This window comes from Priestia sp. MDV22-iso46 (assembly GCF_058629175.1).
On record NZ_JBZVWT010000001.1, the window covers coordinates 1,314,743 to 1,341,224 of the forward strand.

Below are 26,482 nucleotides of genomic sequence, written 5' to 3' on the forward strand. Positions count from 1 at the left end.
CTGAGTATTTGCTCTAGGCTAATTGACAGAAAGAATTAAAAGTTTATATAAAAGATGATTGATCTATTTCTAAGTCTAAGTAAATCTAGTCCCTACTTCTGTAATCCCTTTCATATGGAAATATAAAAAAATGAAAAGCGAAGTATCCCCCTGTATTATTTATCATTTAAAAAAGTAAGAACTATTAGAAAATATCATACACCAAAACCTTACTAGCGATATGAAAACACTATAAATCTACTTTCTAATTTCTATCCTAATAATCCAAAACATTTGTAATGTACAATAACGGTAAAAAACGCTTACATTTTCGAACCCTTCTGCTAATCTCTTCAAAAAATATCGAGCTGTAAAGAATGTAAAGAATAATGAATTTTAAGATTTACATTACCTCCGTTTTATAGATTTAGCTACTTGTATACTAAGTTACCTTATATAAACAGTGTACTTACATACCTATCAATTGTCAATATAATTATTAGATTAAATATTTTCTGAATTTTATTAAAAACGAAAAGAAATATACAGTTTGTTTGGAAAGAAAACACTGAATCTTGCCCATTTTATGCTGTCTTTTTAACAGCAAAAAGACAGCTACACTTTAGCTGCCTTTTGACTCTGTATTTGGTATTAGTTTAATAAAAAATTAGTTGGAATTAAGCTTTCCAATAGCGATCATACAAATTTCGCATGTGAAAATTCATGATTCTCACAGCTTCTTCTTCATTATGTTGTTCAATTGCATTAATAAGTAATTTATGTTCATTAAAATTAACTTCTCGATAGTCAGGTCTAGTGACGGTTCGATCTCTTATAAACTTCCACATTTCCTGCTGCTTCATTGCATTGCTAATAGCTGCCATAATACTAATAAATAAATCATTATGAGAAGCCTTCGCTATGCCGTTATGTAGGGCTTCATCTGTTTCAGGTACATACACCCCTGCGTTCGTTTCTTCCTCCATCTTATCAATTGTTGCGCGCAGTTCCTTAATATCTTCTTCTGTAGCTCTCAAAGCTGCAAAACGTACAATAAGAGGCTCTATGTTCATTCTTGCTTCTACAATGTCTTCAGGGGAGGTAGATTCCGTTAAAAGTGTTGATTGAGAATTTTCAGCTTCTGTTTGAAACTCTTTAACGTATACACCTTCTCCTTGACGAGAATAAATAAAACCGTTCAATTCTAGGGCGCTAAGGGCTTGTCTAACAGGCACTCGGCTTACACCAAATTGTTCACACAACTCCCTTTCAGCAGGGAGCTTATCTCCTACTTGAAACGCTCCAGATTGAATTTCAGAAAGAATTTGATTATAAATTTGAATATATAATTTATTATTGGAAACTGGATTAAAACTAATGGAAATCACTTCTCTCTATAATTATTAACTCATTTTATTCATAATTAAGTAGACATAATTATTATATACTGTTCTATTTTTAGGGGCAACAAGCCTAGCATCTTCTAGCAAAAAAATCCTTATTGATGTAGTCAGTTTCTCATTTTACTAATGATTTTATCAATGAACAGCTATACAGGCATGCCATAATGGCATGCCTGTATAACGAACCTGAATATTAATCCATATGTGAGCCACCGTTTATATCAATTTCTTCTCCTGTAATATAAGAAGCTTCTTTTGAAGCTAAAAAGGCAATTGTAGCCGCGATTTCTTTCACTTCACCCGGTCTACCCATAGGAATACTATCAATCACAGACTTTGCATCTTCTTCAGGAAGGGACTTCCAAATTTCTGTATTAACCAATCCAGGAGCTACACAGTTAACCGTAATGCCATCTAAGGCTACCTCGCGCGCTAAGTTCTTTGAAAAACCTAGCACTGCTGCCTTAGATGCCGAATAGTGAGGCCCCCCAAACACGCCTCCACCTCTTTTAGCTGAAACAGAAGACAGGCTTATAATTCGACCGTACTTTTGATCTTTCATTGTTTCTAATACTGCTTGCGTACATAGAAACAACCCAAACATATTGACGTTAAACACTCTCGTAATGTCTTCAAGCGTCATATCTTGAACGGTAACCTTTTGAGAAATCCCTGCATTATTAATTAAAATATCAATTCTACCGAATTCTTCAAGTGTTTTTTTAACCATCGCATCGCAAGAATCTTTACTTGTTACATTTAACTCTATTCCTAAGGCTTTGCCGCCCGCTTCTTTTATTTCATTTACTGTATCCTGAACACCATCAAAATTAATATCTGCTATAACAACAGCCGCTCCTTGCTCTGCAAGTGTCAGGGCGATTGTACGTCCAATCCCTTTTTTGGAACCGCTACCAGTAATAATTGCTACTCTCTCTTTTAAATCAAACATATTATATTTCCCCCATCTTGTTAGCTTCTTCTATTTAATTTAGTTAGTCTTAAATCAGTTCTTTAGCTGTTTTAATAATATTTTCTACAGTAATTCCATTTAACTCTAATAGTTTTTCATAAGGCGCAGATTGTCCAAATTGATCCTTTACACCAATTCTTCGAACTGTACCTTTTCCTTCTTCCGCAACTACTTCACATACGGCACTGCCAAGGCCATTTAGAATATTGTGATCTTCAACCGTAATGATTTTTCCGATATTTAAGCAGTCAACCACTGCTTCTCGATCTAAAGGCTTAATAGTATGCATGTCTAGTAATTTCACAGATATGCCTTGTTTCTCTAATTCTTTAGTTGCCTCTAAAGCGAGTCGTACTGTATCACCGTTGGCAATAATAGCGATGTCACTTCCATCTTTAATTTTCTTGGCTTTTCCAATTGTAAACTCTTCATTTTCATCGTAAATCATTGGAACCGTATCGCGAGTAAAACGAAGATATACAGGTCCGTACACTTTAGCAGCTTGTTCTACTAGTTTTCTAGTAGAATAATAGTCAGCTCCCATAATGACGGTCATATTTGGAACCGATCTTAATACTCCCATATCTTCTATAGCTTGGTGACTTCCGCCATCATTAGCTGGCGTTAAACCGCCGTGTGAACAAGCAATCTTTACATTTAAGTTAGGATAGCAGACTTCTTGTCTAATTTGTTCAAGCATTCTTAACGAACCAAAAACCGCGTAAGTGCTTACAAAAGGAATTTTACCAGTCGTAGCAAGTCCAGCTGCTAACCCAGCTGCATTTTGCTCTGCAATACCAACATTAATATGCTGGTCGGGTAATTGTTTGATAAAGTTTACTGTTTTACACGACTTTGCAATATCTACATCAATGACATAAATATTTTTATTTTCTTTCCCTAATTTTACGATTTCATCTCCAAAGGCTTCTCTCGTAGCTTTTTTTACTGTAAGATCTTTTTCTAGTATGCTCATTACCTTAAACCTCCTGCTACTTCTTCCAGTGCTTGATGATATTGTTCTTCATTAGGAGCAACCCCGTGCCAATCAGCCACATCCTCCATGAACGAAACGCCTTTACCTTTTACCGTGTCACAGATGATACATTTTGGTCTTCCATTCTTCGCTACTCTTACTTCATCCAATGTTTCTACAATCTCTTCCATGGAGTGTCCGTTAATTCGCTTTGTTTCAAAACCAAACGCATCAAATTTTTTCTCTAAATCTTGCAATGGCATAATTTCATCACAAAATCCATCGATTTGAAGTCTGTTATTATCTACAAATACAACTAAATTATCTAATTGGTACTTAACTGCTGTTTGAGCAGCTTCCCAAATTTGTCCTTCTTGACATTCTCCGTCTCCTACTAAAGAAAAAACTCTATAGTCTTTAAAATCTCGTTTCCCTGCGATTGCCATACCTACGCCACACGAAAGTCCTTGTCCTAGTGAGCCTGTTGAAATATCAATACCTTTGCACTTTTTCATATCTGGATGCCCTTGAAACGGAGAACCGTATTCTCTTAACGTGTATATCGTTTCATAGGGAACGAATCCTCGTAAAGCTAAAGCAGAATATTGAATGGGACAAACGTGACCTTTAGAAAGTACAAATCTATCACGATCTTCCCAGTTAGGGTTGTGCGGATCAACATTCATTTCTTTAAAATAAAGCGCTGCCATAATATCTGCTGCAGAAAGTGAACCTCCTGGATGGCCAGACTGTGCTCCATAAATCATTGTAAGAGCTGTTTTTCTTAATTGAATGGCTTTTTCTTTTAACTCTTCAATACTAATTTCTTTCATTTTAGTCACCTCATTAATTTATGACTTGCTGTTTTCTAAATGATATATCCATTAAAATATAATTTAGTACACTTAGGTAACTTGTATACTAAGTAGCTTTGTGACTTAAGTGTACATCTGAAATGCGAGTTCGTCAATAACAAGATTGAATTATTAGAATTTTTTTATTTAAAACAAGTCATTTTTGAAGGAACAGATGAATTCATCTGCCATTTTGTCTAAGATTTTTAAGCAAAAAAATAAGTACTGCTCCTATTTTAGAAGCAGTACTTATTTTTTATTGATTGATTAGTAACTGGTGTATATAACCAAAAGCTTTATCAAAAAACAACTATGCTTTTGCACTGGAATTATTGCTGCTTATCATGTCTTGGCTACCAGATTTAATGTTTTTAGCTACTAGTATACCTACTATCCCCGATACTCCTAAAATAATAAAGATGTAGTTATAGCTTGTAACGAGAGCAATAAGCGTGGATGAAACAATACTTCCGAAATAACGAAACGTTGAGTAAATGCCAGAGGCTGTACCAGATTGCTCTTTACTTACGGAGTCCAGCGAGGCAACCTGCATGCTTGTTAAACCTATTCCTGTAGAAAAACCTCCAATAATTAAAGCCACTATAAGAAAAAGAATAGATCCAACATTCTCTAAAGATAAAAAAAGAATATTAGAGACGATAATCATTGCAAAAGAAAATCCAATCACTTTTTTAGAACTAAACTTATTGTTTAATAATCCTCCTATCCAGCCGCTTAAAGACATTGAAATCGAAAAAACTGATAAAACAAGCCCTGTTTGCGCTGTAGATAAATGAAATTGAGACTTCATTAACAGAGGCATAATTAACAAAATCACATACATAACAAAATTGCTAAGCATAATAGATAAATTAGCGCTTGTAAAGGTGGAATTTTTAAATAAAGAAAAATCGATAATCGGGTTTTCTGTCGTATTTTCTCTTTTGATAAACAAGATTGTAGATAAAATAAATATTATTCCCATTATTAAAGCCTTAGTAAATTCTATACCGTGTGTCAACAAGATCAATAAAGAAATACTAATTGCTAAATAAATGGAGCCTTGAATATCTAAAGTGCTTGTTTGCTTTTTAACATTAAATTTAGGAATCATAACTATTCCACTGATTAAAGCTAAGAAAAGAAAAGGAACATTCACCCAGAATATAGCTTCCAAGTTGAAGTTTTCAAGCAGTACAGACCCTAGCAATGGTCCAATTGCAGCACCCAAGCCCATTCCCATTCCAAATACACCTAAAATTTTAGGAAGCCTCTCTTTTGGCACCACATATCTAATGATTGCTATAGTGTTTGGAGTAAGTAAAGCTCCTCCTACTGCCTGCAGTGATCGAAAGATAATAAGGGAAATGAGATTAGTTGAAAATATACAGCCTAAAGATGCTATAAGAAAGAACACTACGCCCCATAAATAGATATTTCTGTTTCCATATAGATCTCCTAGCTTTCCAGCGATAGGCTGAGTAACAGCCATTACAATTAAATAAATAGTTACTACCCACGAAATATTTGCAAGTGGTTCATTAAAATGAGCTGATATGGTTGATAGAGCAACGGCAATCATTGTCGAATTTATTGGTACAAGAAATGTCCCAATTAGTAATGAAATAATCAAGATAAGCTCTTTATGTTTACCCAAACATTATTGCCTCCTTTTAATGGAGAGAAATTCCTTTTATAAACGTTTTTATACTGTTTTTTATCATATTTTGATAATCTGCATGTAAGGCTTTGTCTCCAAAATTTAGTTTATACATAAAATATCCCCAATACGTACTTAGGAAAATCTCCGCTTGTGTACAGCAATCTAATTCTTTGATATATCCTTTCTTTTGCATTTCTTCAAAGTATTCTTTTAGTATTTCTTTCGTATCATTAATTTTTTTTAAAATTTCTTCGTGCGCCTGTGAGAAAATTAAAGGGTCCTTTAAAGCAATTGAAATCATGTCTCGGTTATTATCAAAGTCTTTTAGTAACAGGTAACCGAAATTCGTCAAATCTTTTTCAAGCTCCCATTCAATTGATTTATCAAAAATCTCAAGCGAAAAGCTTGTTGTTTTGACAATAGCTTGAATAATGCCTTCTTTATTGCCAAAGTGGCGAAAAACAGTTAATTCATTAACGCCAGCTTGTTCTGCAATTTCTCTAGTGGTAGTACCTTTATAGCCTTTTTCTTTAAGCAGTTCTATTGTAGCTTTTGTTATCTTCTTTTTTGTTTCATCTTTTTTCATGTTAATCATCCTTTATGCTTCCTGAATGTAAGTATTTACTTTCCATTAGGCAGTATATAAAGGAAAAAGAGCTGTTGTCAAATGGAAGCGAAGAGAATTATTTATTCATTTAAAAGCGTGACAATTCCATTCGTACCATCGACCATAACCATATCGCCATCCTTTAGCTTATCCGTACTTATTTTCGTACCAACCACTGCAGGAATTTCATATTCACGTGCAATTATTGCCGAATGAGAAAGAATACCTCCAGCGTCAGTAATAACGGCCCCCGCAGTCTGAAATAAAGTAGTCCAAAGTGGAGTAGTGGTCTTACATACTAAAACATCACCTTTTTCCAGCTTGGAAAATTCCTTCGTATTTGAAATGACTTTTACTTTTCCAGTATATGTTCCCGAGGAAGAGGCTAACCCTTTAATAGAATGTTCGCTGTTAGCGTCATTTTCCTCAATAGCTCCCATATATTTCTCAGCTTCTTTCAGCTGAGCTGATTCAGGGACGCCGAAGTATTTAGGCAAATTAGACATTTTCTCATGTTCTGCGTGTTCTTTTTTACGTTTCTCAATTAATTCTGTCATGTCTACTGGATTTTCTAAAAGAGACTCTAGCTCATCAAGATATAAGAAGAAAATATCTTCTTTCACTAGAAAAACATGATGATGTACTAGTAAATTACCTAGCTTGAGTAGGAATAAACGGGCTTTTGCATCCAACATTGCATCGATATAAAAATGATGGTCATCTCTTATAACGGATGCATCTAATGCCCAATGATAATATTTTTTAAATTCTTCTTTATGTTGGCTATCCTCTATCTGCATCAACAATTCATTATAGTTCTGTTCACGTTTTTTGACCGTCTGTTTGAAATTCTCATCAAAGTTGTAACCGTCATTAACATATCCTTGAATAATTGATAATGCGTGAAGAGGATTCTCTAGCCAAGTTTCTCCTACAAAATCGTGACTTACAACGCTTCGATATCCATACTGTTTTAGAAAAGCATCTACTTCAGCCATAAAGCTTTTTGCTGCTTTATTTTCCTCTAATTTCTTTAATAAAGTTTCTGTGCATTCTTCTTGAAAGATCTTAGTAAGTTCCGCATCGCCTTTAACTATTAAAGCAAGTCTAGAAAGCTGTTGATCCGTTTCCAACGATTTGTTCATTTTCCCGGTTAATAGCTCATAAACATCATGTCCGGATTTTTTATTTGTAAGGTTTTTATAGTATTCTTCAACTATAGTATTTAAAGACATTTGAGGCATAACAATGTCAAAATGCAAATCATATGCCGTTTTATAAAAATCAGTCAAACTTTGAAGAATCTCTTTTCCTCTCTGAAGGTTGAGATTTTCCCAGGTAGAGCTATCTAATTTGTCATAGTAAGGTAAAAATTGTTCCTTAATAATTTGATTCATTCGTTTTGTTAAGACTGGATAAATACTTTCCATTAATTCTTTATGTTCTTGGCTTCTCTTATCAGAATCTCCTTTAAAAGGCTCCGTTCTTGTGTAGATATGTCCTTTATACACTTTTAAATTAAGTCTATTAAATATAAAGTTTAACTTTTGAAAACTAGAAGCTGTTCCTTCAGAAAATGCCGGAATAATAAATGAAGCGTACAAAGGACTAACAGCATGAGAAAAACTTGTGTCATTTAAAATCCAAAACTCTTCCATATCCTCGAAATTTAAAGATATATCTTTTTGGAAAGGAGTTAATTCTTTGGCCTCTGTTAACGTGGTAATCGCTCTTGCCTGTAATAGATATACTTGATTGTCTTGAATACCAAACTCTATGTCTACGGGATGTTGGTAAAGAGCTTCTACTTCTTTTGTTATTTCGGCCAATTCAATGATTTTCTCGTCTGTTAAACAAAACTTTTGCTGCTCATCTTCCGTTGTTTCGATTTCTTCAACGCCTTCAACAAGTGGAATTATTTTTACTTCCTTTAGCCCTTTTTCTTTCTCTATCTCAAAGGTTTGTTTATTAACCAGGTAAACATCAGGTGTTACTAAGCCCGATACGATTGCTTCTCCTAGTCCGTAGCTGGCATTAATCATCATTTCTTTTGTATTATGAGTGACGGGGTTTTGACTGAATATGACTCCCGATGTTTCGGACTCAATTAACCCTTGAACAACAACTGCCATTGAAACTTCAGCAAAATCAGCATACATATTTTGAGTATATTGTTCGACTCTTTCAGTAAAAAATGAGGCCCAGCACGCTTTCACTTTACTCAAAAAATCCTCGGTACTTTTCACATTAAGATAGGTTTCATACTGGCCAGCAAAAGATGCGCCTTCTAAATCTTCAGCACTGGATGATGAACGAACAGCTACTGACGTATAAGAGCACTTTAGGTTTCGAAATGCCTCTACGAGATCCGATTCAATTTCAATAGGAATTTCCCCGTGCAAAATTCTCTCGTGTATATTATCTGTTTGACGATCAATCTCATTCCATTCGATATATCGCTTTAAAGCTTCCGTTTGAATAATAAACCCATCTGGAATCGGTAAATTTTTTCTTTTCATTTTTATAAGGTTTAAAGCTTTTGCTCCAACTTTTTCATTCGCCTCGTCCACCTTTTGAAAACTTAAACTATACATTAAAAATATTCATCCTCCTACAAAACAATTTTAAAATGTAAGTAATTACTTACTTTATATTTATTTTAATTCTTTTAAATTTTTATGGTCAATAAAAAGTGGTAAAACATTTAAAAAATGCATATTTAGTTGTGCTTTATTTTAATTTCACTTAAATAATATTTCTCTTTTTTATTACATTTTTTAACTTTTATTAGTCTTTTTTATTATAAAGTCTAAATAGTTAACCAATTAAAAGGTTAATAAAAGAAATGCAAAAAACCCCATCTAAATTAAGATGGAGGTTTTCCTCTTTTAATAGTTGGGTTAACCATTATCTCCGAGTTCTTACAAGCTTCCACTGGCTGAGTGTCAATTTTATCTTATACCCTCTAATACATAAGTGAGCGCTATCAGATTTACGAATCATATGCGAAGTCATAATCAAAAATCTCCTTTCTCATAGAATTATTTTTAATATAAAACTATTTTGGAAATCTTAACCTAAGCATAGCTCAGTATTGTAAACCATTTATTAATGACAAGAAAAGATTATGTAAACATTTTAAATTGCAAGGGAACCGCTCATTATTTATGTTTCAACTTCAGTAGATTTAGGTCTATAATTGAGACATTAACCATCTATAATGGTTATGTACGAGGATCTTAGATTGACAAGCTACTATTTATGTTAGATACAATAGTTTTTAACTCCTTCAAATCATCTATTACCACATCAGCCTGCGCAAGTTCAGCTTCTTGAGCAAAATCAAAATTGCACCCCACTGCCATTAAACCATTATCCTTTGCAGCATTGATATCAGATAGGCGGTCTCCTACTACTGCAGCGTATTTGATATCGTATTTCTTTATAATCGTTTTGACTAACTCTCCTTTATCGAGAGTTTGGATTTGTTGAATACTAAATGTCTCTGTCACCCAATTATTCAAATCGTAATGGTCTACAATCGCTTCTAAATATTCCCTTAAACCGTTACTTGCTATGTAAATGGAACAATTATTTTCTTTTAAATAGCTAAAGACCTCTTTTACATTGGGATATAAAGCACCCTTCCCTTTTCTTATATTCTCCACTAAGCTTTTCAAAAAATAGTCATCCGTATACTTTCTCATTTCACCTGAATGAATAGGTAATAAAGCTTCCCATACTTTTGGTAAAGGTACACCCATAATCTCACGATACTTATCAATAGGAGTGCCAGTATCCCATTGATTGAGTGCACGCAAATGGTTAAAGGTATCATCAAGTGATAATTCTAAAATCTTATCTGTTTGAAACAGCGTTCCATCCATATCAAAAATCAGTGATTGCAACATTAAGTATCTCCCTCTTTCGGCAGTATTAAATATGTATTTATATATAATACCATAAAAAGGAAAACCCGCAGTTGTTAAAAACCATAATGAATGTTCTCAGCACAAAAAAGCACCTAATCATTTATAGGTGCTCTTTTTCATTTTGCAAATAGATCATTATTACTCATCCTAATTATTTATTTTTTGAACCAAAATACCTCCAACTTTACTATTATCATCTAAAGAAAACTCAATGTTGAGTTTATGAGTTTTATCAAAATACCCTATTATTGTTGCTCCGGTATCTTCTCTTTCGTAATAATTTTCTCCATATGCCCTAATGACATCTTTTTTGCTGTCACCAGTATGTATTCCCTTTTCCGTACCATACTTGTTACTAAGCAAGTCATATCTGCTGACTTTATTATTTACAATTTTAAATTCAACATCATACTTTTCTGTACTTTCTCCGTAAATGTAGGTAGTATACGGAGGCTGCTCCGTAACCTCTATAAATTTTGGTTTCTTCTTTAAACAACTGGCTACGTCATATTTAGAACTTCCTATTGATACTGATTTAACGTTTTCTAATTGAAGGTTTGTGCTTTTGGTGCTTGAATAGTATTTTTCTTTAGGCGTAGAAGATGGATCGCAGCTGGCTAATAATAGTAAAATGAGTGGAAAGATAAACAAAAAATAATTCTTAATGCGCACTGTTAGATTCCTTTATATCGTTTGTTTTTACTCTGACTCTCAGCATTTTCTAATCTATTAACTATTTTTCTTTTGCATATACAAGTCAATCGAATAGAAAACACTAACTGCAAAGTAATACATGGCAAGTATAGCTAACGTCTCATAGACAGATTCCGCAGCGCTATTTTTCACAAAAGAAAAAACAGTACGCACTACAAAGAAAACGATAGGATAGACTATAAATAGAGAATTAAATTTACGATTCATAACAACACAAAATTCCTTTATTTGGGTATTTAAGATTATTATAACATATAATTTTCTTTTTTATTTCTCTCCTACGTATTCCATAGGTTTTTCATTTACATAATACTGTTTATCAACATTACAACATCAAAAGAAATTCTTATTAGTAGGTCTTCTTTTGATTATCCGTTGTTTTCGATTTCTTATCTAAGATGAATTTTAAATGACTACTAAAGATGAATAAACCGCAGATAACCATCAACCAGCGCGTAATCCCTTGATTTATAGGATCAAAAAGGTTTAAAGAGCTATTCCTAATCCTGATAACATAGCTAGATAACGAAAAATCAAGTCTCATACCGCTACTGTATGCAAAGATACCCATTTCAGATCTCCTCTAGCAAGACGAAAAGAATCGTACCAGTTTTCAGTCGTTACCAATAAACTTTTATAAGAAAGTTCCTTTTTCTTTAAATTTTTGATTTCTAGAATAAAATCTAACATATTTTCTTCCTTAGGCACTTGAACAACCCGCTCTATAAATGTTCCATTAGGATTTTTTCGTTTTATAAATTTTTTCCCTTTCTATTTCTAACTCGGGCCGCCCCCTCATATTCCTTCCCCCTGTGTATTAACAAATAATCTCAGTGCTAAGTAGAAATCTATAATTGGTTCAGTAATTCTTCTAACTTTTCTTCAATATCAGCTTCTAAACGATTTTTTGACAAATCATACAAAGTGCCTGTCCCTTTAAAATACCCACTAAAGTAATACCACAATTGGATGTAATGAACGTATGCATCTTCTTCGTCTGTAAACCCATCAAAGTTTATTGCCACTTGGGAACGATATTCTTTTTCTAAACACTGCTTCGAACTTAGATTTGGTAGTTGGTCGCCATCAATATCTCGGCACACCCATACTTTTAAGTTCTGCTTACCATCACGTTCAAATTTACTTCTATATTTGTGCTGAAGACTTTTGCAGTATGTCTCTCCTACTTCTTCCAACTTCACTATATCTCTTTTTAAAGTCTCATTTATTTCACTCTCAGGGACTAAAATGTATTTGTCATCTGCTTCCTGATCCTGTTTATCCATAAATAGCTTTTTCAATTTATCAAACAAGCTTTTCCCACCTATCTAAAAAAAGAATATAAGCATGTTAAATTCGACTAAACGAATCTCATTTCCTTCTCTGAACTGCGTTTAGTCGCCATAACTAATATAATATCAGCTACTTCCTTACAAGTAGATTCTTTTCCTGGAGTGCTGATTTTCTGACATACTTGTAATTCGATATTTTTTACAGTGAGCACATATGTTAAAGTGTAAAGTAGTGAAGCGAAAGGAGTAACGACAACATGGCTCAACGAATCGTCAATATGTTTTTATCTGTTTTAGCTGCTTATGGAACGTTAATTCTAACGAAACACATGAGTATTGCAGATAATATCTTTGTGACACAGATTGTTCGTCTGATCATTTGTATTGTGGCTGTTATCATTGTGACAGGAATTACTACATACATTTTCAGAAATAAATCTTCTAATAAATAAAAGGGCAGCTATTTAGATAGCCGCCCTTTTTGTTTTCCTTAATTCTCATTTTATTTCACCCTAAAGAAATGGGGATGTCTCAATCAATCATGAGACATCCCCATTAGGGTTATAGATACTTTTATGCGTTTAAAGCACGTACAAATTCTTTTGCGAGGCTGATTGTAGACTGTGGATTTTGCCCTGTTAAAAGTTTTCCGTCTACTTCAATATGATCTGTCCAATTATCTTTTGCAATAAACTCAGCGCCTAGCTCACGAAGTTATACTTTATTTATCTTTTAAAAAACTATAAAAGTGTTTTAACCATAATAAAGTCTATTTGTTCTTCGTCTCCCATATAAAACGAGTGAGATCCAGTTTGAACAAATCCCTGTTTCTTGTAAAAAGCAATCGCATTTTTATTTTTTTCCCATACGCCTAACCAAATTTTCTTTTTATTAAGTGTCGTTGCTATCTCTACTGCTTTATTAAATAAATGTTTACCAAGCCCTCGTTTTTGAAAGCTGTTACCTATATAAATTCTTTCAATTTCAAGCGCTTCTTCCCCCATCTCTTCAGATTGAGCATCATCCGTATTAACCTTTAAATAACCTGCAATTTCATGATTAACATACATAAAAAAGAATTGCGAGGACGTATTTGATAGTTCTTTTTCTAACTGTTCGACTGTAAATGCTTTTTCTAAATAAGCTTTCATGTTTTCAGGTGAATTTTGATCTTTAAACGTTTCATTAAATGTTTTGTAGCTAATATTTTGAAGGTGATTTACATCTTCAAGAGTACATTTTTTTATATCCATCATCACTGACATGCGCCTCTCCTTTATATCATTAATAATTTCTCTTGTTTCCTTTTTTGACAAACTCCCAATCTGTTTCTATATTTTTTCTTACTCTTTGAACCAGCTTAAGAATGGTATCTGCTTCTTCCTGGGTAAAACCTTCTAATGCCACTGTATCCGAATAATCATTTTCTCTTTTTATAAACGGATACACGTTCTTCCCTTTTTCAGTGGGAAAAAGGTTTTTATTTTTTTTATTGTGGAGATCGTCTTTCTTCTCAATAAAACCATTCATTTCAAGCTTTTTTATAGCCCGAGCCGCTGTTGTTCGATCTACTTTTATCATCTCAGCTAACTTTTCTTGAATGATTCCGGGATTTTCACATATTCGCACTAAATACAAATACTGCCCCTTAGTCAGGTCATACTCTTTAAATTCTATATTACTAATCGAATCCAATGCTCTTGCTATCATTCCAATTTCACGCAGAATTTCACTCATAAATATCTCCTTTGTACATATTTTTGTTGCAAATACAATAAAAATAATATAAGTTTAATGTACCTTGAAATAGTTGCATTTGCAACAAAAAAATGAGTAAAGGGGCTGATTACAGTGAAATATGCTATTTATGTAGGAGGAATTTTACTATTAACTCTGGGAATTGCTTTGACGATCCAATCCAACCTAGGAGCTTCACCTTTTGATGCACTTTTAGTTGGACTATCCCTAAACGTAGGTCTTAGCGTTGGAAGCTGGGAAATTATACTTGCCTGTGTTTTAATTTGTGGTAATGCCCTTTTAAGCAAACAAAAGCCGGAAGTACTGGGACTGTTAACAGCATTCATAACGGGTCTTGGTATTGATTTATGGCTTTTTTTATTACAGAATTGGGCTCCCTTTGAAATGTGGTACAGCAAATTATGTTGTTTTGGAATTGGCTTAATCATTATAGGTGTAGGAACCTCAGCCTATTTACATACAAACTTTGCACCCATTCCAATTGATCGCTTAACATTAATCATACAAAAACTAGTTAAAACAAATTTATTTCTCGCAAGAACATTGATTTACTTCACATTTTTACTAGCTGCGATGCTTTTAAACGGACCAATTGGTGTAGGAACGTTATTAACCGTGTTTTTAGGCGGCGTGCTGCTTAATTTTTTTATGCCCATTACTAAAAGAGCATTAGACTGCATATTACCAAAATCTCATACCTCACAAAATCATATTCAAGATAACAAGCGTTCCATATAGATACATTTTTATTACTCAACTATCATAATATATTTGCACCATAGTACTAGATATAATAAGAGCAATGAGGAGGAAACATTTAATGAAGGAAAGGAGTTATTATTAATCAATGATTGTATTGTATGAAGATAAGTATAAAGAAGCAGTTATTCAACTAATATTGCATGTACAAAATGTAGAAGCTGGTGTAGGTATTAGAGTTGAAGAACAGCCCGATATTTTAGACATTAAGTCAAACTATCTCCATACCGGCGGTAACTTTTGGGTAGCTTTGAATGATAAGCAAGAAGTAGTAGGATGTATTGGATTGCAAAAGAAAACCAATGAAATAGGCATATTAAAGAAATTTTTTGTATACAAGCACTATAGAGGAAAAGAGTTTGGAATAGGAAAAAATCTTTATGCTTCTTTACTTCTTTTTGTGCAGAAGCACGGGTTTTCTAAAATTATTTTAGATACTCCATCTCAAGCTACTCGATCACATAATTTCTATAAAAAAGCTGGGTTTAAACAAGTGACCAAAAAGGATCTGACAGTTCAATATGATTATCCAGATCGAAATTCTCTTCTTTTTGAGCTAGATTTATCTAGCAAACAATTACATAATTAAAACGGAGAAAGCAGGTTTCCAGTTAGAGACCCGCTTTCTCTGTGTGATTATCTATTTATTTGCCTCAGCTCTAATAATAAAACGATGTTGTTTTACGTCAAAGAAACCTTTAGACTGTATAATTCCATGTATGTTATACAACCCTTCGATATATGTTTCTACATCAAAATTAGGAACTTGCCAAGGAATTGCCTTTAAATAAAAGACGAGCGCTCCGATATCATAAAATCTCTGTACAGGAAACTCTTCTTTGCAAGAAATGACGTTAAAAGAACTTTGTTTAAGTTCTTCTATTGCTTTCTTTAAATTCCAGTTGGAAAACTCTTTATTTATTGGAGCCCCTATACATTCATTGATTCGTGAACAGTCTAACCCGCCTACTTGCTGAGTGAAGAACGTGCCTTGGGTTGATAAAATTCGGTGTACTTCCGAAGCACAAAAAGATTCGTGCTGGTTCAAAATCAAATCAAAAGTATCATCTTTAAACGGTAAATTTTCGTCTTCAGTTCGTTCAACAACTTTGACACCAAGCGGTTCTAAACGTTTTTTAGCGATTGGAACGTTAGGTTTATATCCTTCTGTAGCATACATAACGTGAGGAAAAGGCTGTAACAAAGATAAAAATTCTCCTCCTCCTGTTCCCATATCTAAAGCGGCATTAGAGTCTTGAATAAGACGAAAAGCTTCACTTCCGTATGACCACGAAAGCATGTCGCTATCCATACGACCAGTACGAGTAATAATAGAAAAATCCCATCCAGTAAAATCAACATTTGTATTGTTTACAGGGTTTAAAAAATGTTTGTCCGTTATCATATTAAACTCCTCCTTTTTATAGCTAGCATTAATCATCTATCCTAAACTAGTAAAAGGCGGACCACGGACATATAGACAGCGTTGTTATGTTTCATGTGCTAACGTATTCACACTAACCGCTCCTTTATTAAAATTACGTATGCTTCATTTGTTTGTCCATTCATATGTAATATCGGGTAGTTTCTCTTCGTTTTCACATCCTCTTTTTATAATACTGAAGCCGTGTTTCTCGTAAAACCTCTGGGCATTTTTATTTCGTTCAAATGTACTTAATATTAATTTTCCATTTGATTCTGTCTTGGCTCTTTCGAGTAAATGCTGTCCGATTCCTCCTCCTTGATAATCTACATGAACGTACAGTTGGCTAATTTCGTCAGCATGATAAGCAATCATTCCTACTATTTGTTCATCCATTAACGCTAATTCAATTTTATAGTGTGCTGACAATATATGATTTAAAAAATAGACATGACGGTCAAAACTGTGCATTTCCTTTTGTTCAATCGCTTTTTCTTTACTATCTCTCCACATTTTTACCGTTTGCTCAGCAAATTGAGGATGATAGTGAACAATATCAACATTAAAATGGGCCATACATTTTCCCCTTATCTGTCATTATGCTATACGTATTCTTAATAACGATGTCTAGATATTCCCTTCATGTGGTTGAAGCCTGTCAACATCTTGTTTTAATAAAGAATACATGTACAAATCATCAAATTTTCCACACGTAAATTCATAGCTTCTTAATAGGCCTTCTTTTATAAAGCCATTCTTTTTTATTAATTTTTGTGAAGCAGCATTAGCAATCCCATTCCCCCAGTAATCTTTGCTTAGCTCATATCCAATTTCTGCACGGCAATGGTTATGAACTCTATTAAGAAACCCGCAGCTGCCAATAATGTCGTCTTGTTCTTTAAGAGTAATACCCCATCTTATTCCAGATTTTTCGTTTAAGATCGATTTATACCACGCAATCTCATTTGAAGCATCCTCAACCGTTGTAAAAGGCTCTAGACCGTAGTGTTTCATTACTTCTTTATCGGATAGGTATTTTAAAATATTGCCTGCGTCTTCTGCTACAATTTCCCTTAGGATAAGCCTTTTTGTTTTAATTATGGGAAAATAATTTGACACCTGTACCTTCCCTCCTCTTATTCATTCATTAACTAAACGGAGCTTTTCTCACAGCTTTATCTAATTTAAATAAGCGTTAGTAAGGAATTTCTTTTATTATTGGTGAATTCCTTTTTTAGTCATAAATATTTGTCAAAAACAAGAAAAAAAGCACACATAACTTCATTTCCAAATCAGAACCGTCATTTATTTTGTAGTTGTTCGTTTTAAAAATTAAAGGAATAAAAGCTAGTAATGAAGAATTCTTCTCCAACTAGTCTAAATGAAAAGAATAAGGAGAACGATATGAAACTATATGGCGATTTTGAAAAAAAAGATTGGCTAAACGTATTAAAGCTATCAGAAAAAGAGCTGCCTAATGCATTTATTATTCATGGTGAGTGGGAATTCCAAGATAATATAAATTTATGGAAAGAGATCTTATCTACTGATATTCATACGCCTAAATGGAACACGGTAATAGGTAAGTTCAATAACAGAAATATAGGATTTGCGAATGTATACGGCAGTCCGATGGCGTCAAACATTGTACATCAATTTGCTGGCAGCGGAACCGACTTATTTATTCAAACGGGATATTTTGGAGGTTTATCTTCTACTATACAATATGGCGATATTTTAATTGTATCTGCAGCAAAAATGCAAGATGGCGTATCACACTGGTATTTACCAGAACAAACGCTTGTAGAAGCTAACAAAGAGTTAGTGGAAGCCGCCTGTAGGTATTGTGAACAAAAAGGCTACAGCTATATAAAAGGACATGTGGTCAGTATGGGTGCCATGCTGATCGAGACGCATGACATGGTAAAAGAATGGTCGCTTGCAGATTTTCTCGGGGTGGATATGGAAACAGCTACCACTTTAGCCATTGCTCATAAATTCAACAAGCGCGCTGTCGGCTTATTAAATTTATCAGATCTCCTTCTTCACGGTGATACTGTTTATTCGTATACAAAGGACAGAGAGTTAATAGAAAGTGAAACTGATAAAGCAATTCGCGATGTGGCTCTTTATTTAAGTAGTAAATTCTAATAGCGTGCTGTCTTATAAAAATTTTTGTATTACTGATATGAGTAAAATCTATTTGGAGTAGAATGCTCAGTTATACTATTCTTTTTAGAAGTATAGCTCTATATGACTCTAAAAAATGGGATAGACTAAAAAAGATAACCACTTATAAAAGCGATTATCTTCTGCCTGCTTGAAAGTATAAAAATGAACCTTATAATAAAGATACGAATTTTTCTGCACTGTAAATGAGACAGTCATTGTGAATTAAGAAGCATTCAGCACGCTCTGCTCCTTTTTTCCTTTTTCTTTAATTAGTAAGACACCTAACAACCCCATCATTGAAAACAAAATGGGAATCATAAAAGCATAATGATACCCGATGTGCAGCGAGCGTTCGGGAAATAAATCCAGAACATTTCCGAAAATACTAGGTAATAATACGGCGCTTAAAAAGCCTCCCATATTGGCAAAGCCTGATACAACCCCTACTTCTTTTACGGAGAAGGATTGACGTACTACGGCAAATGTCAAAGCGCTTGCGCCGTTTCCAAAGCCGATGATAAAAAGCAAAATAACGACTAGCATGAATGAAGGTTTCACGCCGGATAGTAATAATCCAGTCCAGCTAAGCACCACAATAAGGTGAATAAGTGAATAGATTTTTTTAATGGAATTTAACCTGCTTGTTATCCAGCTGATTAAAGGGCCACCAATCATAGCGCCAAACAGACCATACATAATAAGCTGACTTGCATCAGCGCGGGATAAATGGAACACATTCATTCCATAAGGAACTCCCCAAGAACCAATAAAACCGATATATGTACCGACTACACCAAAATGACAAAGAAATGTTGCCCAGGCTTGGCGAGTCGTCATCACTCTCCTTAGGATCCCCCATACGCTTTCCGGAGTCTTAACAGAGGATTTATTTGCTTTAGCATCCTCTTGAAATAATCGTTTAGGTTTTATCACTAAAACGACATAAAGCAGGTAGGATACCGCCATTAAAACTAGACCTATGCTAAGAAAAGGAACTCTCCAGCCTGAAAATGAAATCCACATAGACAAAGGCACGGTAGCTGATAATGAACCTACACTTCCTACCAGCCCAATTAAACCTAATAGCTTTACAAACTCATTTCCCTTAAACCACTGACTTAAAATTAACACTAAATTGACAAAAATCATTGAGTCTCCCGTACCGACTAGTAAACGAGAGAAAATTAACACATATTCGTTAGGAGCCGTGCTGTAGATAAGACTTCCTATTCCAGTTAAAAGCGACCCTATAATCAAAAATCGATTGGGACCGTATCGGTCAGAAAGTAAACCAATAGGAATCTGAAGGCCTGCATATGCTAAAAATTGTATACTAGTCATTAACCCTATAACAGATGCTGAAACGTGAAAATCTTTCATTAACTGTTCTGTAATAAGTCCAGGGGCTGTTCGTTGACTGACAATCAAATAATATGCTAATAAAGCGGTTCCAAAAACAACCCATCTGTAACTACTTTCCTGTTTGTTCATTTTGACAGATCCTCTCATGTATAATTTTTTCTGCGTAGAAATGCTGGTATAAAACGTTTAAGCGATGAAGATATTGATAGAATGAAGGTCTGTTTGATAAATAAGGCGCTATTGCGGCCAGATCTTCTTTTTATCCTTGTTTTTCCTTTCTATCATAATTTTAAGTTTTTAAACGTTATTTTTCAATGAAGGATGTAATCTTGTATACCTTTTGCAATTTTCTTTTCACTATTAGGCATCCGAGTTAGAGTCGTTCTCGCCATTTTTCGGGTGTAAAAAACCTTAATAATGACCCATAAATAACCTATATTACACATAGAGCTTTAAAAAAATTCTTCTTTCACTGTTTTGCCGGTGTTCAATAAGTTGGTATAAAACTTGCGTGTTTATCTATGAACTCCTATTAAAGGAGGAGAACTTTATGAAAAAAGCTGAACGTAAAAAAACATTAAAAAGCAGGTCATTACTTGTGCTGTTCTCGCGGCATCTCTTTTACTTCCAATCTCCACTTCCGCTGCTTCTGCACCTTACACGTTTTATCAAGTCGGAAGTACCGCAGACAAAGCGACTAGTACAAACTTTGGACAAGTCTATATGGGAGGAAGCACCGATGTAGATGAAGCGTTCAAATGGATGATTCAAAAGGCAAACGGCGGAGATTTTTTGGTTATAAGAGCGACGGGTACTGACGCCTATAATTCATATATCTATGACCTAGCAAAAAGTATAGGTAAGCCCCTTAACTCTGTTAGCACAATTGTCGTTGATGATTTAATAAGAGCAGGCTCAGACTCTTCTTTGATTGATAAAATTAACAAAGCAGAAGGCATTTTTTTGCTGGAGGCAATCAAGCTGATTACGTAGATTTCTTAGAAGGCTCCCCGGCTCTTACAGCATTAAATAACCGTATTACGCAGGGCATTCCTTTTGGAGGAACGAGTGCCGGCACCATGATTCAAGGTGATCACATTTATGATTCTATCTCAGCAGGCTCTACAACTTTAGATTCGAAACAGCGCTAAACAACCCGTATAGTTCTCTTATTTCTTTTACAGATTATTTGATTCAAACACCGCATAATAACAACATTCAAACAGACACTCACTTTGAACAACAAGATAGAATGGGGCGCTTTTTAACATTTCTTGCACGTAATATCCAAGACGGAGAAGAAACTGGAACAAGCGCAAAAGGAATTGCTGTTAATGAACAGTCAGCACTGTTGGTAGAAAAAGATGGTTCAGCTAAAGTAGCAACACAGCCAGGCTCTACAAATGCTGCTGTTTATCTGGCTAAAACAAATAAGGCGCCTACTACTTGTATAAGCGGTCAGCCTCTGACGTTTAATAATATTTCTATCTATAAACTATTTAATGGCAGCACTTTTAATCTTTCCACTTGGACAGGTTCTGGAGGATTAGCTTATACTTTAAACGTAAACGGCGGTGTTATTACTTCTTCTACAGGAAAAGTTTACGGCGGAAATCAGCCGTAAACGCCGAGTTTATGACTACATTATTTTATAAAAAAAGGGAAGCTTAATTAGTTAAGTTTCCCTTTCCCCTGTATATCAAGGATGAATCAAGTGCTGTTTTGTTTTTAAATGATATAGATAATGCAGTCCTTTTTCTGTTATTTTTGTTCCTGCTCTGCCTCTGCGCTTTATAATATACTCTTTTTCTTCTAGTACATCTAAACGATTTCTCACCTGCTGTTCTGTAAGAATAAAGCCTTTTAAATGCTGTGTAATCCACTTTCTGCTTGCTGCTTTTCCTGTATCATTACACTGTTTTATCGTTTCTAACAGAGCATGATTTTCTTGAAGTTCAATCAAGTCCAACGATTCATTTTCAATTTCATACAAAGAATGATCCTCTTTTTGACTACTAAGCCTATATTCTACGTCTTTTGCTTTCACTTCGTTTTCATCACAGACGGTAAGCAAATACTCAATGACTCCTTTTAATTCTCTTATATTTCCTAACCATTCATATTCGATAAGCAGCTTCATCGCTTCTGGATGGATATGCGTCCACGTTTTCGATTTAGAAATAAAATGATGAATCAGTAAAGGAATATCGGTTCTTCTATATCTTAAAGGAGGAATGGTTAAAGATAATACATGTAAACGATAGTATAAATCTTCTCGAAACACACCTTCTTTCATTTTATGTATTAAATTGTTGTGAGTGGCTGCTATTATCCTTACATTGATAGGAATTACTCTTGTGCCTCCTACCCGCCTAATTTCTTTTTCTTGAAGCACCCTTAAAAGCTGGGTCTGCAAACGCGGGCTGATATCACCAATTTCATCTAAAAAGATTGTACCTTTATCAGCGCTCTCAAACAGCCCTTTTTTGCCGCCTTTTTGCGCTCCTGTAAAGCTGGCTTCTTCGTACCCAAACAGCTCGCTTTCTAACAATGTATCGGTCATGGCACTGCAATTTACCGCAAGAAATGGTCCATTTTTACGTGTAGAATGATTGTGGATAGCCTGAGCAAACAGCTCTTTTCCTGTACCGGTTTCTCCTTGAATCAAAATAGGATACTCAGCGGCAGCCATTTTCTGGGAAATTCCAATCGTTTTAAGCAAAGCTGGGTGTTCTCCTATAATATCTTGATAGTTATACTTAGCAGAAAAACCGTTTTTTCTAAGTTCTGACTGCGCTTTCCCTTCTATTTCAACAGCTTGATTAACACTTTTAAACGTTGCTACAGTAGTATTGCTTTCGTGAATCATTGACTTATAGATAACCATTTCGTACCCGTTTATGTTAAAGTACTGACTTTTCTCGTTGGACGATATAATAAACTCCACAAGGCTTTTGTTAGAAATTACGCTTTGAATCTCATGATCTATAGCATCAGAAGAAGCTAGTTGAAACAATGATTCTAACCTTTTATTGAATAACGTAATTTTTCTATTAAAATCCACGGCAAGAATACCATCTTCTACTACGTTTACAATACTCTTTACATGAAGGTGAAGTTCTTTCATTTGCCCTTCTGCTTCTATTAGTTTTTTTTGCAGCACAATGATGTTTCGCAAATAGCGATCCCAAATAATTGAATGATTAGACTGATTAAAACCAAATGATTTTATAAGTTCAAAAATGGTAGCCATGTCAAAAAGCCTAACGCCTATATCAATTACATGTTTTACATATGGCGGGCACAAGTGAACCTCACCTGGAGAAACAGCAATTTCAACCCCTTCGTAATAGGTCTTTTGCTTTTTAAAAGGAATAAACTGAACATGATTAATCCCTACTTGATAGAGAGACTCTATTAACTTAAGAGTTTCTTTATCATCATCGTTTACAATTAACACCTTTGTATGGGCAGGGATTTTCAGCAATTCATTTATATGTTTATGGTGAATCGTTCTATTTCCTACAATTTCATGTGCATGCTGAACGTCTAATCTGTCCTTCATTTCGTGCTTTATACTCTCCGATGAATAAAGGACAACATCGCCATCAATTTTTCCGGGTAATTCTTCATCAATCGCAAAGCATTCAATAGAAATGTAATCTCCTAACAACTCTTTTAATTGATTATGTAAAATGATTCTAGTTTGCTTGCTTCCTGTTATTAAAACTAATTTCTTTTTCATTGTATGGACACCTTTCTACAGGCCTTTAACTTGACTTGCCTTCAGAGATTAGTTTATGGAATATATACCTATCATTTTATACTTTGCTGCGCATTTCATCTAGCGGACGTTTGTCCCTATTACAAATAAAACAAGTAGAAAAAAGAACCTCCACTTCAATAGATGGAGGCACGCTATGTCAAAGCTCTACATGCATTTAATTACTTTCTGTTTTCTTTTTATTTAATAGCTACTTTTATTGGTTTGATATCTAACGTAACTTTCACAATGGAATAATCGTCTTTTTGACCGTCTGTATAAGCCCAATAACCATTGCTTTCAGCGCTTTTTCGGAAGGTAAGCTCAAAACCTTTGTTTTGGTTAAACGCATAGCTCTTTATTTCTTTACTCTGGGCATTATCAATAAGATCGTAAGCCAAAAATTTTCTTAATACACCGTGCGGAGAGAAAAGACCCGTGTTCGGCCCAATCTTTTCACTGTAGTATTCATTTTTTCTAGTAGATGTTTTAGCTGGGTTTATTACGATCTCTTTTGTTGTCATATTTACTTTGTCGCCTGGCGTAATACAAGAGATAAGAATATTTTTGTAATCACTCGGAAATTTGTCATTTGCCTGTACCTTCGCTAAGTCAACTAGCGTAATGCCGCCTCTTCCCACAACTTCTATTTGTTTTTCTTTATTATTTACTACCATAGCAGTATCTTCATCAATTCCGTAAGAAAGCTGATTTTTATTTCCTTTTTCATATGCTGTTGCAATAAGACGTCCGAGTCTTGCTTTGTTGTCAAAATGCTGATCTACAAGACCGTATTGGAAAAAGCCAAGACCTTTTTCCAAATAAGCAGGCCCGCCTTCTTGCTGAGTCATATCATCGTATGTGTCTGTAAATCCGTATGAAAGCGCTCCGTAGCTATCTCCGCCTGCGAGCATAGTATTACTCATAATCGCCGCGCCGGCGCTCGTACCGCCAAGTACTGCTCCATTTTTATACGTATGCCATATGGCTTGTAAAACTTTTGAGTCCGAACCATTTTCATTACGCAACGAGCCCGTAATCAAGGTTTGATCTCCTCCTACAAACCAAATGCCTGTTAGCCCTTTAACTTTTTGCGCTAGTTTATCACTATTCATATTTGCTTTCCAATTCGACTCATTTTCAGAAGTTCCTTTAAAGTCATGGTTTGAAATAGGTAAAACTTCTATATTTTCTGCCTTCATTCCGTATTTAATTAAATCTTCTTTAAAATGACTAGAGGAATCAAACTTAGTACTCGCTGCAGGCACAATTCCTATTTTGGCCTGTTTTCCTCCTGCAAGATTAATAAACTTGTTATACACGCTTGAATTGCTGCTGCCAAGTGCTCCTCCTGCAATTAAGAGCTTACCTTTAATCGAATCGTATACAGGACTTTCAGATGGAGAAAAGGTAGATTTTTTATAAGTTAAACTAGTTTCTTTATCCGGCTGGAATTTAACGGTTTTGGGCGTAATATCCATTCCTACATTTACGATGGAATAATCATCTTTTTGTCCGTCAGTATATCTCCAGTAGCCGTTTGTATCACTATTCTTTCGAAAAGCAATTTCATATCCCCACCCTTGACTGTCATAAACATAGCTGTTGGCAGATTTCATCGATTCATTGTCAACAAGAGAATAGGATAAATAAGCCTTTAATCTTCCATATGGCGTAAAAACACCCGTAGCAGGCAGTGCGTTAAAGGAATAATATTCAAATCCCTTCGTTTCTACTTTATCTTTTGGAAATTCAAATGACTTTAAATGATAGTTAATTTTATCTCCAGGAGATAAGTAACTAACTTTTATGTTCTCTAAACCTGAACGCGCTTTTTGCTTAGATACAAAGCTCGAAGCTGATTTTAGCTTAGCCTTGCTCATGTCTAATACAGCTACTCCGCTTCGTCCAACGACTTCAATTTTTTGATCTTTATTATTAACGACCATAGCCGTATCTTCGTCCACACCGTATGCAAAGTTTTGTTCTTTGTCGCGTTCAGAATTATACGCAGCTACTGCAAGTCGCCCAAGTCGTGCTCGTTCATCCATATGCTGATCGATTATGCCGTGTTGGAAAAAACCCAGCCCCTTTTGAACTGATAAAGGCTCGTACTCTTTTTTACCGTCTTCCCCTTCATTTACATGCTTATTTGCCTTGTTTCCTATACTTTCTTTTAAAGCTCCTAGACTGTCTCCCCCCGTAATCATGACGTCACTCATAATTGCAGCTCCTGCACTTGTACCTCCAATTACTGCTCCTTTACGATAAATATCCCAAATAGCTTTTAACGCTTCGGAATCGCTTCCATTATTTTGCCGAAGGGAATCTACAATTTTTGTTTGGTCTCCTCCAACAAACCAAACTGCCGTTAGTCCTTTAATTGTACCGGATAACTTCTTATCGTTTACTTGGCTCTTCCAAGTTGATTCATCCCTTTGTGTGTCAGAAAAATCGTGATTTGAAACGGGAAGTATCTGAATAGAATCTGAGTTTACTCCGTATTTCACGAGATCTTTCTTAAACTTTTCAGAAGACTGCAGCGTTGTGCTAGCAGCTGGAATAATCCCTATTTTGGCTTTTTCTTTTCCTCCAGCAAGCGAGAGGAATTTTTCATATATGTCGTGATTAGATGTTCCTACACCTCCGCCTGCAATAACAAGGTTGCCTTTAATGTCCTGAGTATTGTCTTGTGCTTTTGCAAGCAGCGGTGTACTCAAAGAAGAAAGTAATGTAAAGCTGATCAGACATGAAACAAGTTTCTTTTTCATTGGAATGCCCCTTTTCACGCAAATTTCAATAGCTCTTTCTAATTAGCTCATATCCTTTCCACAATACGTTCGTTAAATGAT

At 34.7% G+C, this 26,482-nt stretch carries 25 protein-coding genes and 3 pseudogenes; 8 read left to right on the plus strand and 20 right to left on the minus strand.

What is annotated here, in order from left to right; genetic code table 11:
- Positions 1 to 656: 656 nt before the first annotated feature.
- The 11 genes and pseudogenes from AC4NPH_RS06820 to AC4NPH_RS06870 form a co-directional block, all read right to left on the minus strand.
- A complete protein-coding gene (locus AC4NPH_RS06820; RefSeq protein WP_053487075.1) occupies positions 657 to 1,367 on the minus strand; it encodes a FadR/GntR family transcriptional regulator in 711 nt (236 codons plus the stop codon).
- 208 nt (positions 1,368 to 1,575) lie between these two features.
- Positions 1,576 to 2,334 carry an SDR family NAD(P)-dependent oxidoreductase gene (locus tag AC4NPH_RS06825; protein WP_013056351.1) on the minus strand — a complete coding sequence of 253 codons (759 nt, stop codon included), beginning with the start codon at positions 2,332 to 2,334 and terminating at the stop codon, positions 1,576 to 1,578.
- Between the two features lie 49 nt (positions 2,335 to 2,383).
- Positions 2,384 to 3,331: a transketolase family protein gene (locus AC4NPH_RS06830; RefSeq protein WP_491938671.1), complete on the minus strand. Its 948-nt coding sequence runs from the start codon at positions 3,329 to 3,331 to the stop codon at positions 2,384 to 2,386.
- On the minus strand, positions 3,331 to 4,182 hold the full coding sequence (locus AC4NPH_RS06835) for a transketolase (RefSeq protein WP_306472910.1): 852 nt from the start codon (positions 4,180 to 4,182) through the stop codon (positions 3,331 to 3,333). Before AC4NPH_RS06835 ends, AC4NPH_RS06830 begins: the two co-directional genes overlap by 1 nt.
- A 313-nt stretch (positions 4,183 to 4,495) precedes the next feature.
- Entirely contained in the window at positions 4,496 to 5,842 is a 1,347-nt protein-coding gene (locus tag AC4NPH_RS06840; RefSeq protein WP_025601767.1) for an MFS transporter, read from the minus strand.
- A gap of 16 nt (positions 5,843 to 5,858) precedes the next feature.
- Complete coding sequence (locus tag AC4NPH_RS06845; RefSeq protein WP_013056347.1) at positions 5,859 to 6,443, minus strand: TetR/AcrR family transcriptional regulator; 585 nt, start codon at positions 6,441 to 6,443, stop codon at positions 5,859 to 5,861.
- A gap of 92 nt (positions 6,444 to 6,535) precedes the next feature.
- Positions 6,536 to 9,049, minus strand: a complete 2,514-nt coding sequence (locus AC4NPH_RS06850; RefSeq protein WP_491938672.1) for a PEP/pyruvate-binding domain-containing protein — start codon at positions 9,047 to 9,049, stop codon at positions 6,536 to 6,538.
- A 645-nt stretch (positions 9,050 to 9,694) separates the two neighbouring features.
- On the minus strand, positions 9,695 to 10,366 hold the full coding sequence (locus AC4NPH_RS06855; RefSeq protein WP_013056345.1) for an HAD family hydrolase: 672 nt from the start codon (positions 10,364 to 10,366) through the stop codon (positions 9,695 to 9,697).
- 168 nt (positions 10,367 to 10,534) lie between these two features.
- Positions 10,535 to 11,059, minus strand: a complete 525-nt coding sequence (locus tag AC4NPH_RS06860; RefSeq protein ID WP_097812100.1) for a hypothetical protein — start codon at positions 11,057 to 11,059, stop codon at positions 10,535 to 10,537.
- Between the two features lie 585 nt (positions 11,060 to 11,644).
- A pseudogene (locus AC4NPH_RS06865) lies at positions 11,645 to 11,900 on the minus strand (hypothetical protein); the annotation flags it as partial.
- A gap of 49 nt (positions 11,901 to 11,949) precedes the next feature.
- Positions 11,950 to 12,414, minus strand: coding sequence for a hypothetical protein (locus AC4NPH_RS06870; RefSeq protein WP_063671140.1), 465 nt, complete (start codon positions 12,412 to 12,414; stop codon positions 11,950 to 11,952).
- Positions 12,415 to 12,650: 236 nt separating this feature from the next.
- On the opposite strand from AC4NPH_RS06870, the gene AC4NPH_RS06875 reads away from it, so the two are divergent.
- Positions 12,651 to 12,845 (plus strand): hypothetical protein, encoded by a 195-nt coding sequence (locus AC4NPH_RS06875; RefSeq protein ID WP_013056341.1) that lies wholly within the window; start codon positions 12,651 to 12,653, stop codon positions 12,843 to 12,845.
- 121 nt (positions 12,846 to 12,966) lie between these two features.
- On the opposite strand, the pseudogene AC4NPH_RS06880 reads toward AC4NPH_RS06875, so the two are convergent.
- The 3 genes and pseudogenes from AC4NPH_RS06880 to AC4NPH_RS06890 all read right to left on the minus strand — a co-directional run.
- Positions 12,967 to 13,107 (minus strand): annotated as a pseudogene (locus AC4NPH_RS06880) (type 1 glutamine amidotransferase domain-containing protein); the annotation flags it as partial.
- A gap of 26 nt (positions 13,108 to 13,133) precedes the next feature.
- Complete coding sequence (gene paiA, locus AC4NPH_RS06885; RefSeq protein ID WP_035439286.1) at positions 13,134 to 13,658, minus strand: spermidine/spermine N(1)-acetyltransferase; 525 nt, start codon at positions 13,656 to 13,658, stop codon at positions 13,134 to 13,136.
- Positions 13,659 to 13,677: 19 nt separating this feature from the next.
- Positions 13,678 to 14,130: a MarR family winged helix-turn-helix transcriptional regulator gene (locus tag AC4NPH_RS06890; protein ID WP_063671139.1), complete on the minus strand. Its 453-nt coding sequence runs from the start codon at positions 14,128 to 14,130 to the stop codon at positions 13,678 to 13,680.
- Positions 14,131 to 14,244: 114 nt separating this feature from the next.
- On the opposite strand from AC4NPH_RS06890, the gene AC4NPH_RS06895 reads away from it, so the two are divergent.
- A complete protein-coding gene (locus AC4NPH_RS06895; RefSeq protein WP_013056338.1) occupies positions 14,245 to 14,889 on the plus strand; it encodes a YczE/YyaS/YitT family protein in 645 nt (214 codons plus the stop codon).
- A gap of 109 nt (positions 14,890 to 14,998) precedes the next feature.
- Complete coding sequence (locus tag AC4NPH_RS06900) at positions 14,999 to 15,499, plus strand: GNAT family N-acetyltransferase (protein ID WP_013056337.1); 501 nt, start codon at positions 14,999 to 15,001, stop codon at positions 15,497 to 15,499.
- Positions 15,500 to 15,550: 51 nt separating this feature from the next.
- On the opposite strand, the gene AC4NPH_RS06905 is transcribed toward AC4NPH_RS06900, so the two are convergent.
- The 3 genes from AC4NPH_RS06905 to AC4NPH_RS06915 form a co-directional block, all read right to left on the minus strand.
- Complete coding sequence (locus AC4NPH_RS06905; protein WP_053487071.1) at positions 15,551 to 16,315, minus strand: methyltransferase domain-containing protein; 765 nt, start codon at positions 16,313 to 16,315, stop codon at positions 15,551 to 15,553.
- 144 nt (positions 16,316 to 16,459) lie between these two features.
- A complete protein-coding gene (locus AC4NPH_RS06910; protein WP_098197147.1) occupies positions 16,460 to 16,909 on the minus strand; it encodes a GNAT family N-acetyltransferase in 450 nt (149 codons plus the stop codon).
- Between the two features lie 51 nt (positions 16,910 to 16,960).
- Positions 16,961 to 17,452, minus strand: coding sequence for a GNAT family N-acetyltransferase (locus AC4NPH_RS06915; protein ID WP_098287219.1), 492 nt, complete (start codon positions 17,450 to 17,452; stop codon positions 16,961 to 16,963).
- A gap of 285 nt (positions 17,453 to 17,737) precedes the next feature.
- Here AC4NPH_RS06915 and AC4NPH_RS06920 point away from each other — a divergent pair, with 285 nt between their 5' ends.
- Positions 17,738 to 18,484 (plus strand): phosphorylase family protein, encoded by a 747-nt coding sequence (locus AC4NPH_RS06920; RefSeq protein ID WP_025601919.1) that lies wholly within the window; start codon positions 17,738 to 17,740, stop codon positions 18,482 to 18,484.
- Positions 18,485 to 18,727: 243 nt separating this feature from the next.
- Here the strand turns inward: AC4NPH_RS06920 and AC4NPH_RS06925 are convergent, their stop codons facing one another.
- A complete protein-coding gene (locus AC4NPH_RS06925; RefSeq protein ID WP_025601406.1) occupies positions 18,728 to 19,996 on the minus strand; it encodes an MFS transporter in 1,269 nt (422 codons plus the stop codon).
- A gap of 421 nt (positions 19,997 to 20,417) precedes the next feature.
- Here AC4NPH_RS06925 and AC4NPH_RS06930 point away from each other — a divergent pair, with 421 nt between their 5' ends.
- From AC4NPH_RS06930 to AC4NPH_RS06945, 4 genes and pseudogenes are all read left to right on the plus strand, one after another.
- Entirely contained in the window at positions 20,418 to 20,612 is a 195-nt protein-coding gene (locus tag AC4NPH_RS06930; RefSeq protein WP_234014902.1) for a hypothetical protein, read from the plus strand.
- A complete protein-coding gene (locus tag AC4NPH_RS06935) occupies positions 20,591 to 20,860 on the plus strand; it encodes a hypothetical protein (protein ID WP_240530843.1) in 270 nt (89 codons plus the stop codon). The genes AC4NPH_RS06930 and AC4NPH_RS06935 overlap by 22 nt, the downstream gene beginning before the upstream one ends.
- 29 nt (positions 20,861 to 20,889) lie before the next feature.
- Positions 20,890 to 21,018 (plus strand): annotated as a pseudogene (locus AC4NPH_RS06940) (cyanophycinase); the annotation flags it as partial.
- A 38-nt stretch (positions 21,019 to 21,056) separates the two neighbouring features.
- Positions 21,057 to 21,491: a type 1 glutamine amidotransferase family protein gene (locus AC4NPH_RS06945; protein WP_231101704.1), complete on the plus strand. Its 435-nt coding sequence runs from the start codon at positions 21,057 to 21,059 to the stop codon at positions 21,489 to 21,491.
- Between the two features lie 75 nt (positions 21,492 to 21,566).
- Here AC4NPH_RS06945 and AC4NPH_RS06950 read toward each other — a convergent pair whose 3' ends face one another.
- Positions 21,567 to 23,612, minus strand: coding sequence for a sigma 54-interacting transcriptional regulator (locus tag AC4NPH_RS06950; RefSeq protein ID WP_063671128.1), 2,046 nt, complete (start codon positions 23,610 to 23,612; stop codon positions 21,567 to 21,569).
- A 218-nt stretch (positions 23,613 to 23,830) separates the two neighbouring features.
- Entirely contained in the window at positions 23,831 to 26,401 is a 2,571-nt protein-coding gene (locus tag AC4NPH_RS06955; protein ID WP_098314613.1) for a cyanophycinase, read from the minus strand.
- Positions 26,402 to 26,482: the final 81 nt, after the last annotated feature.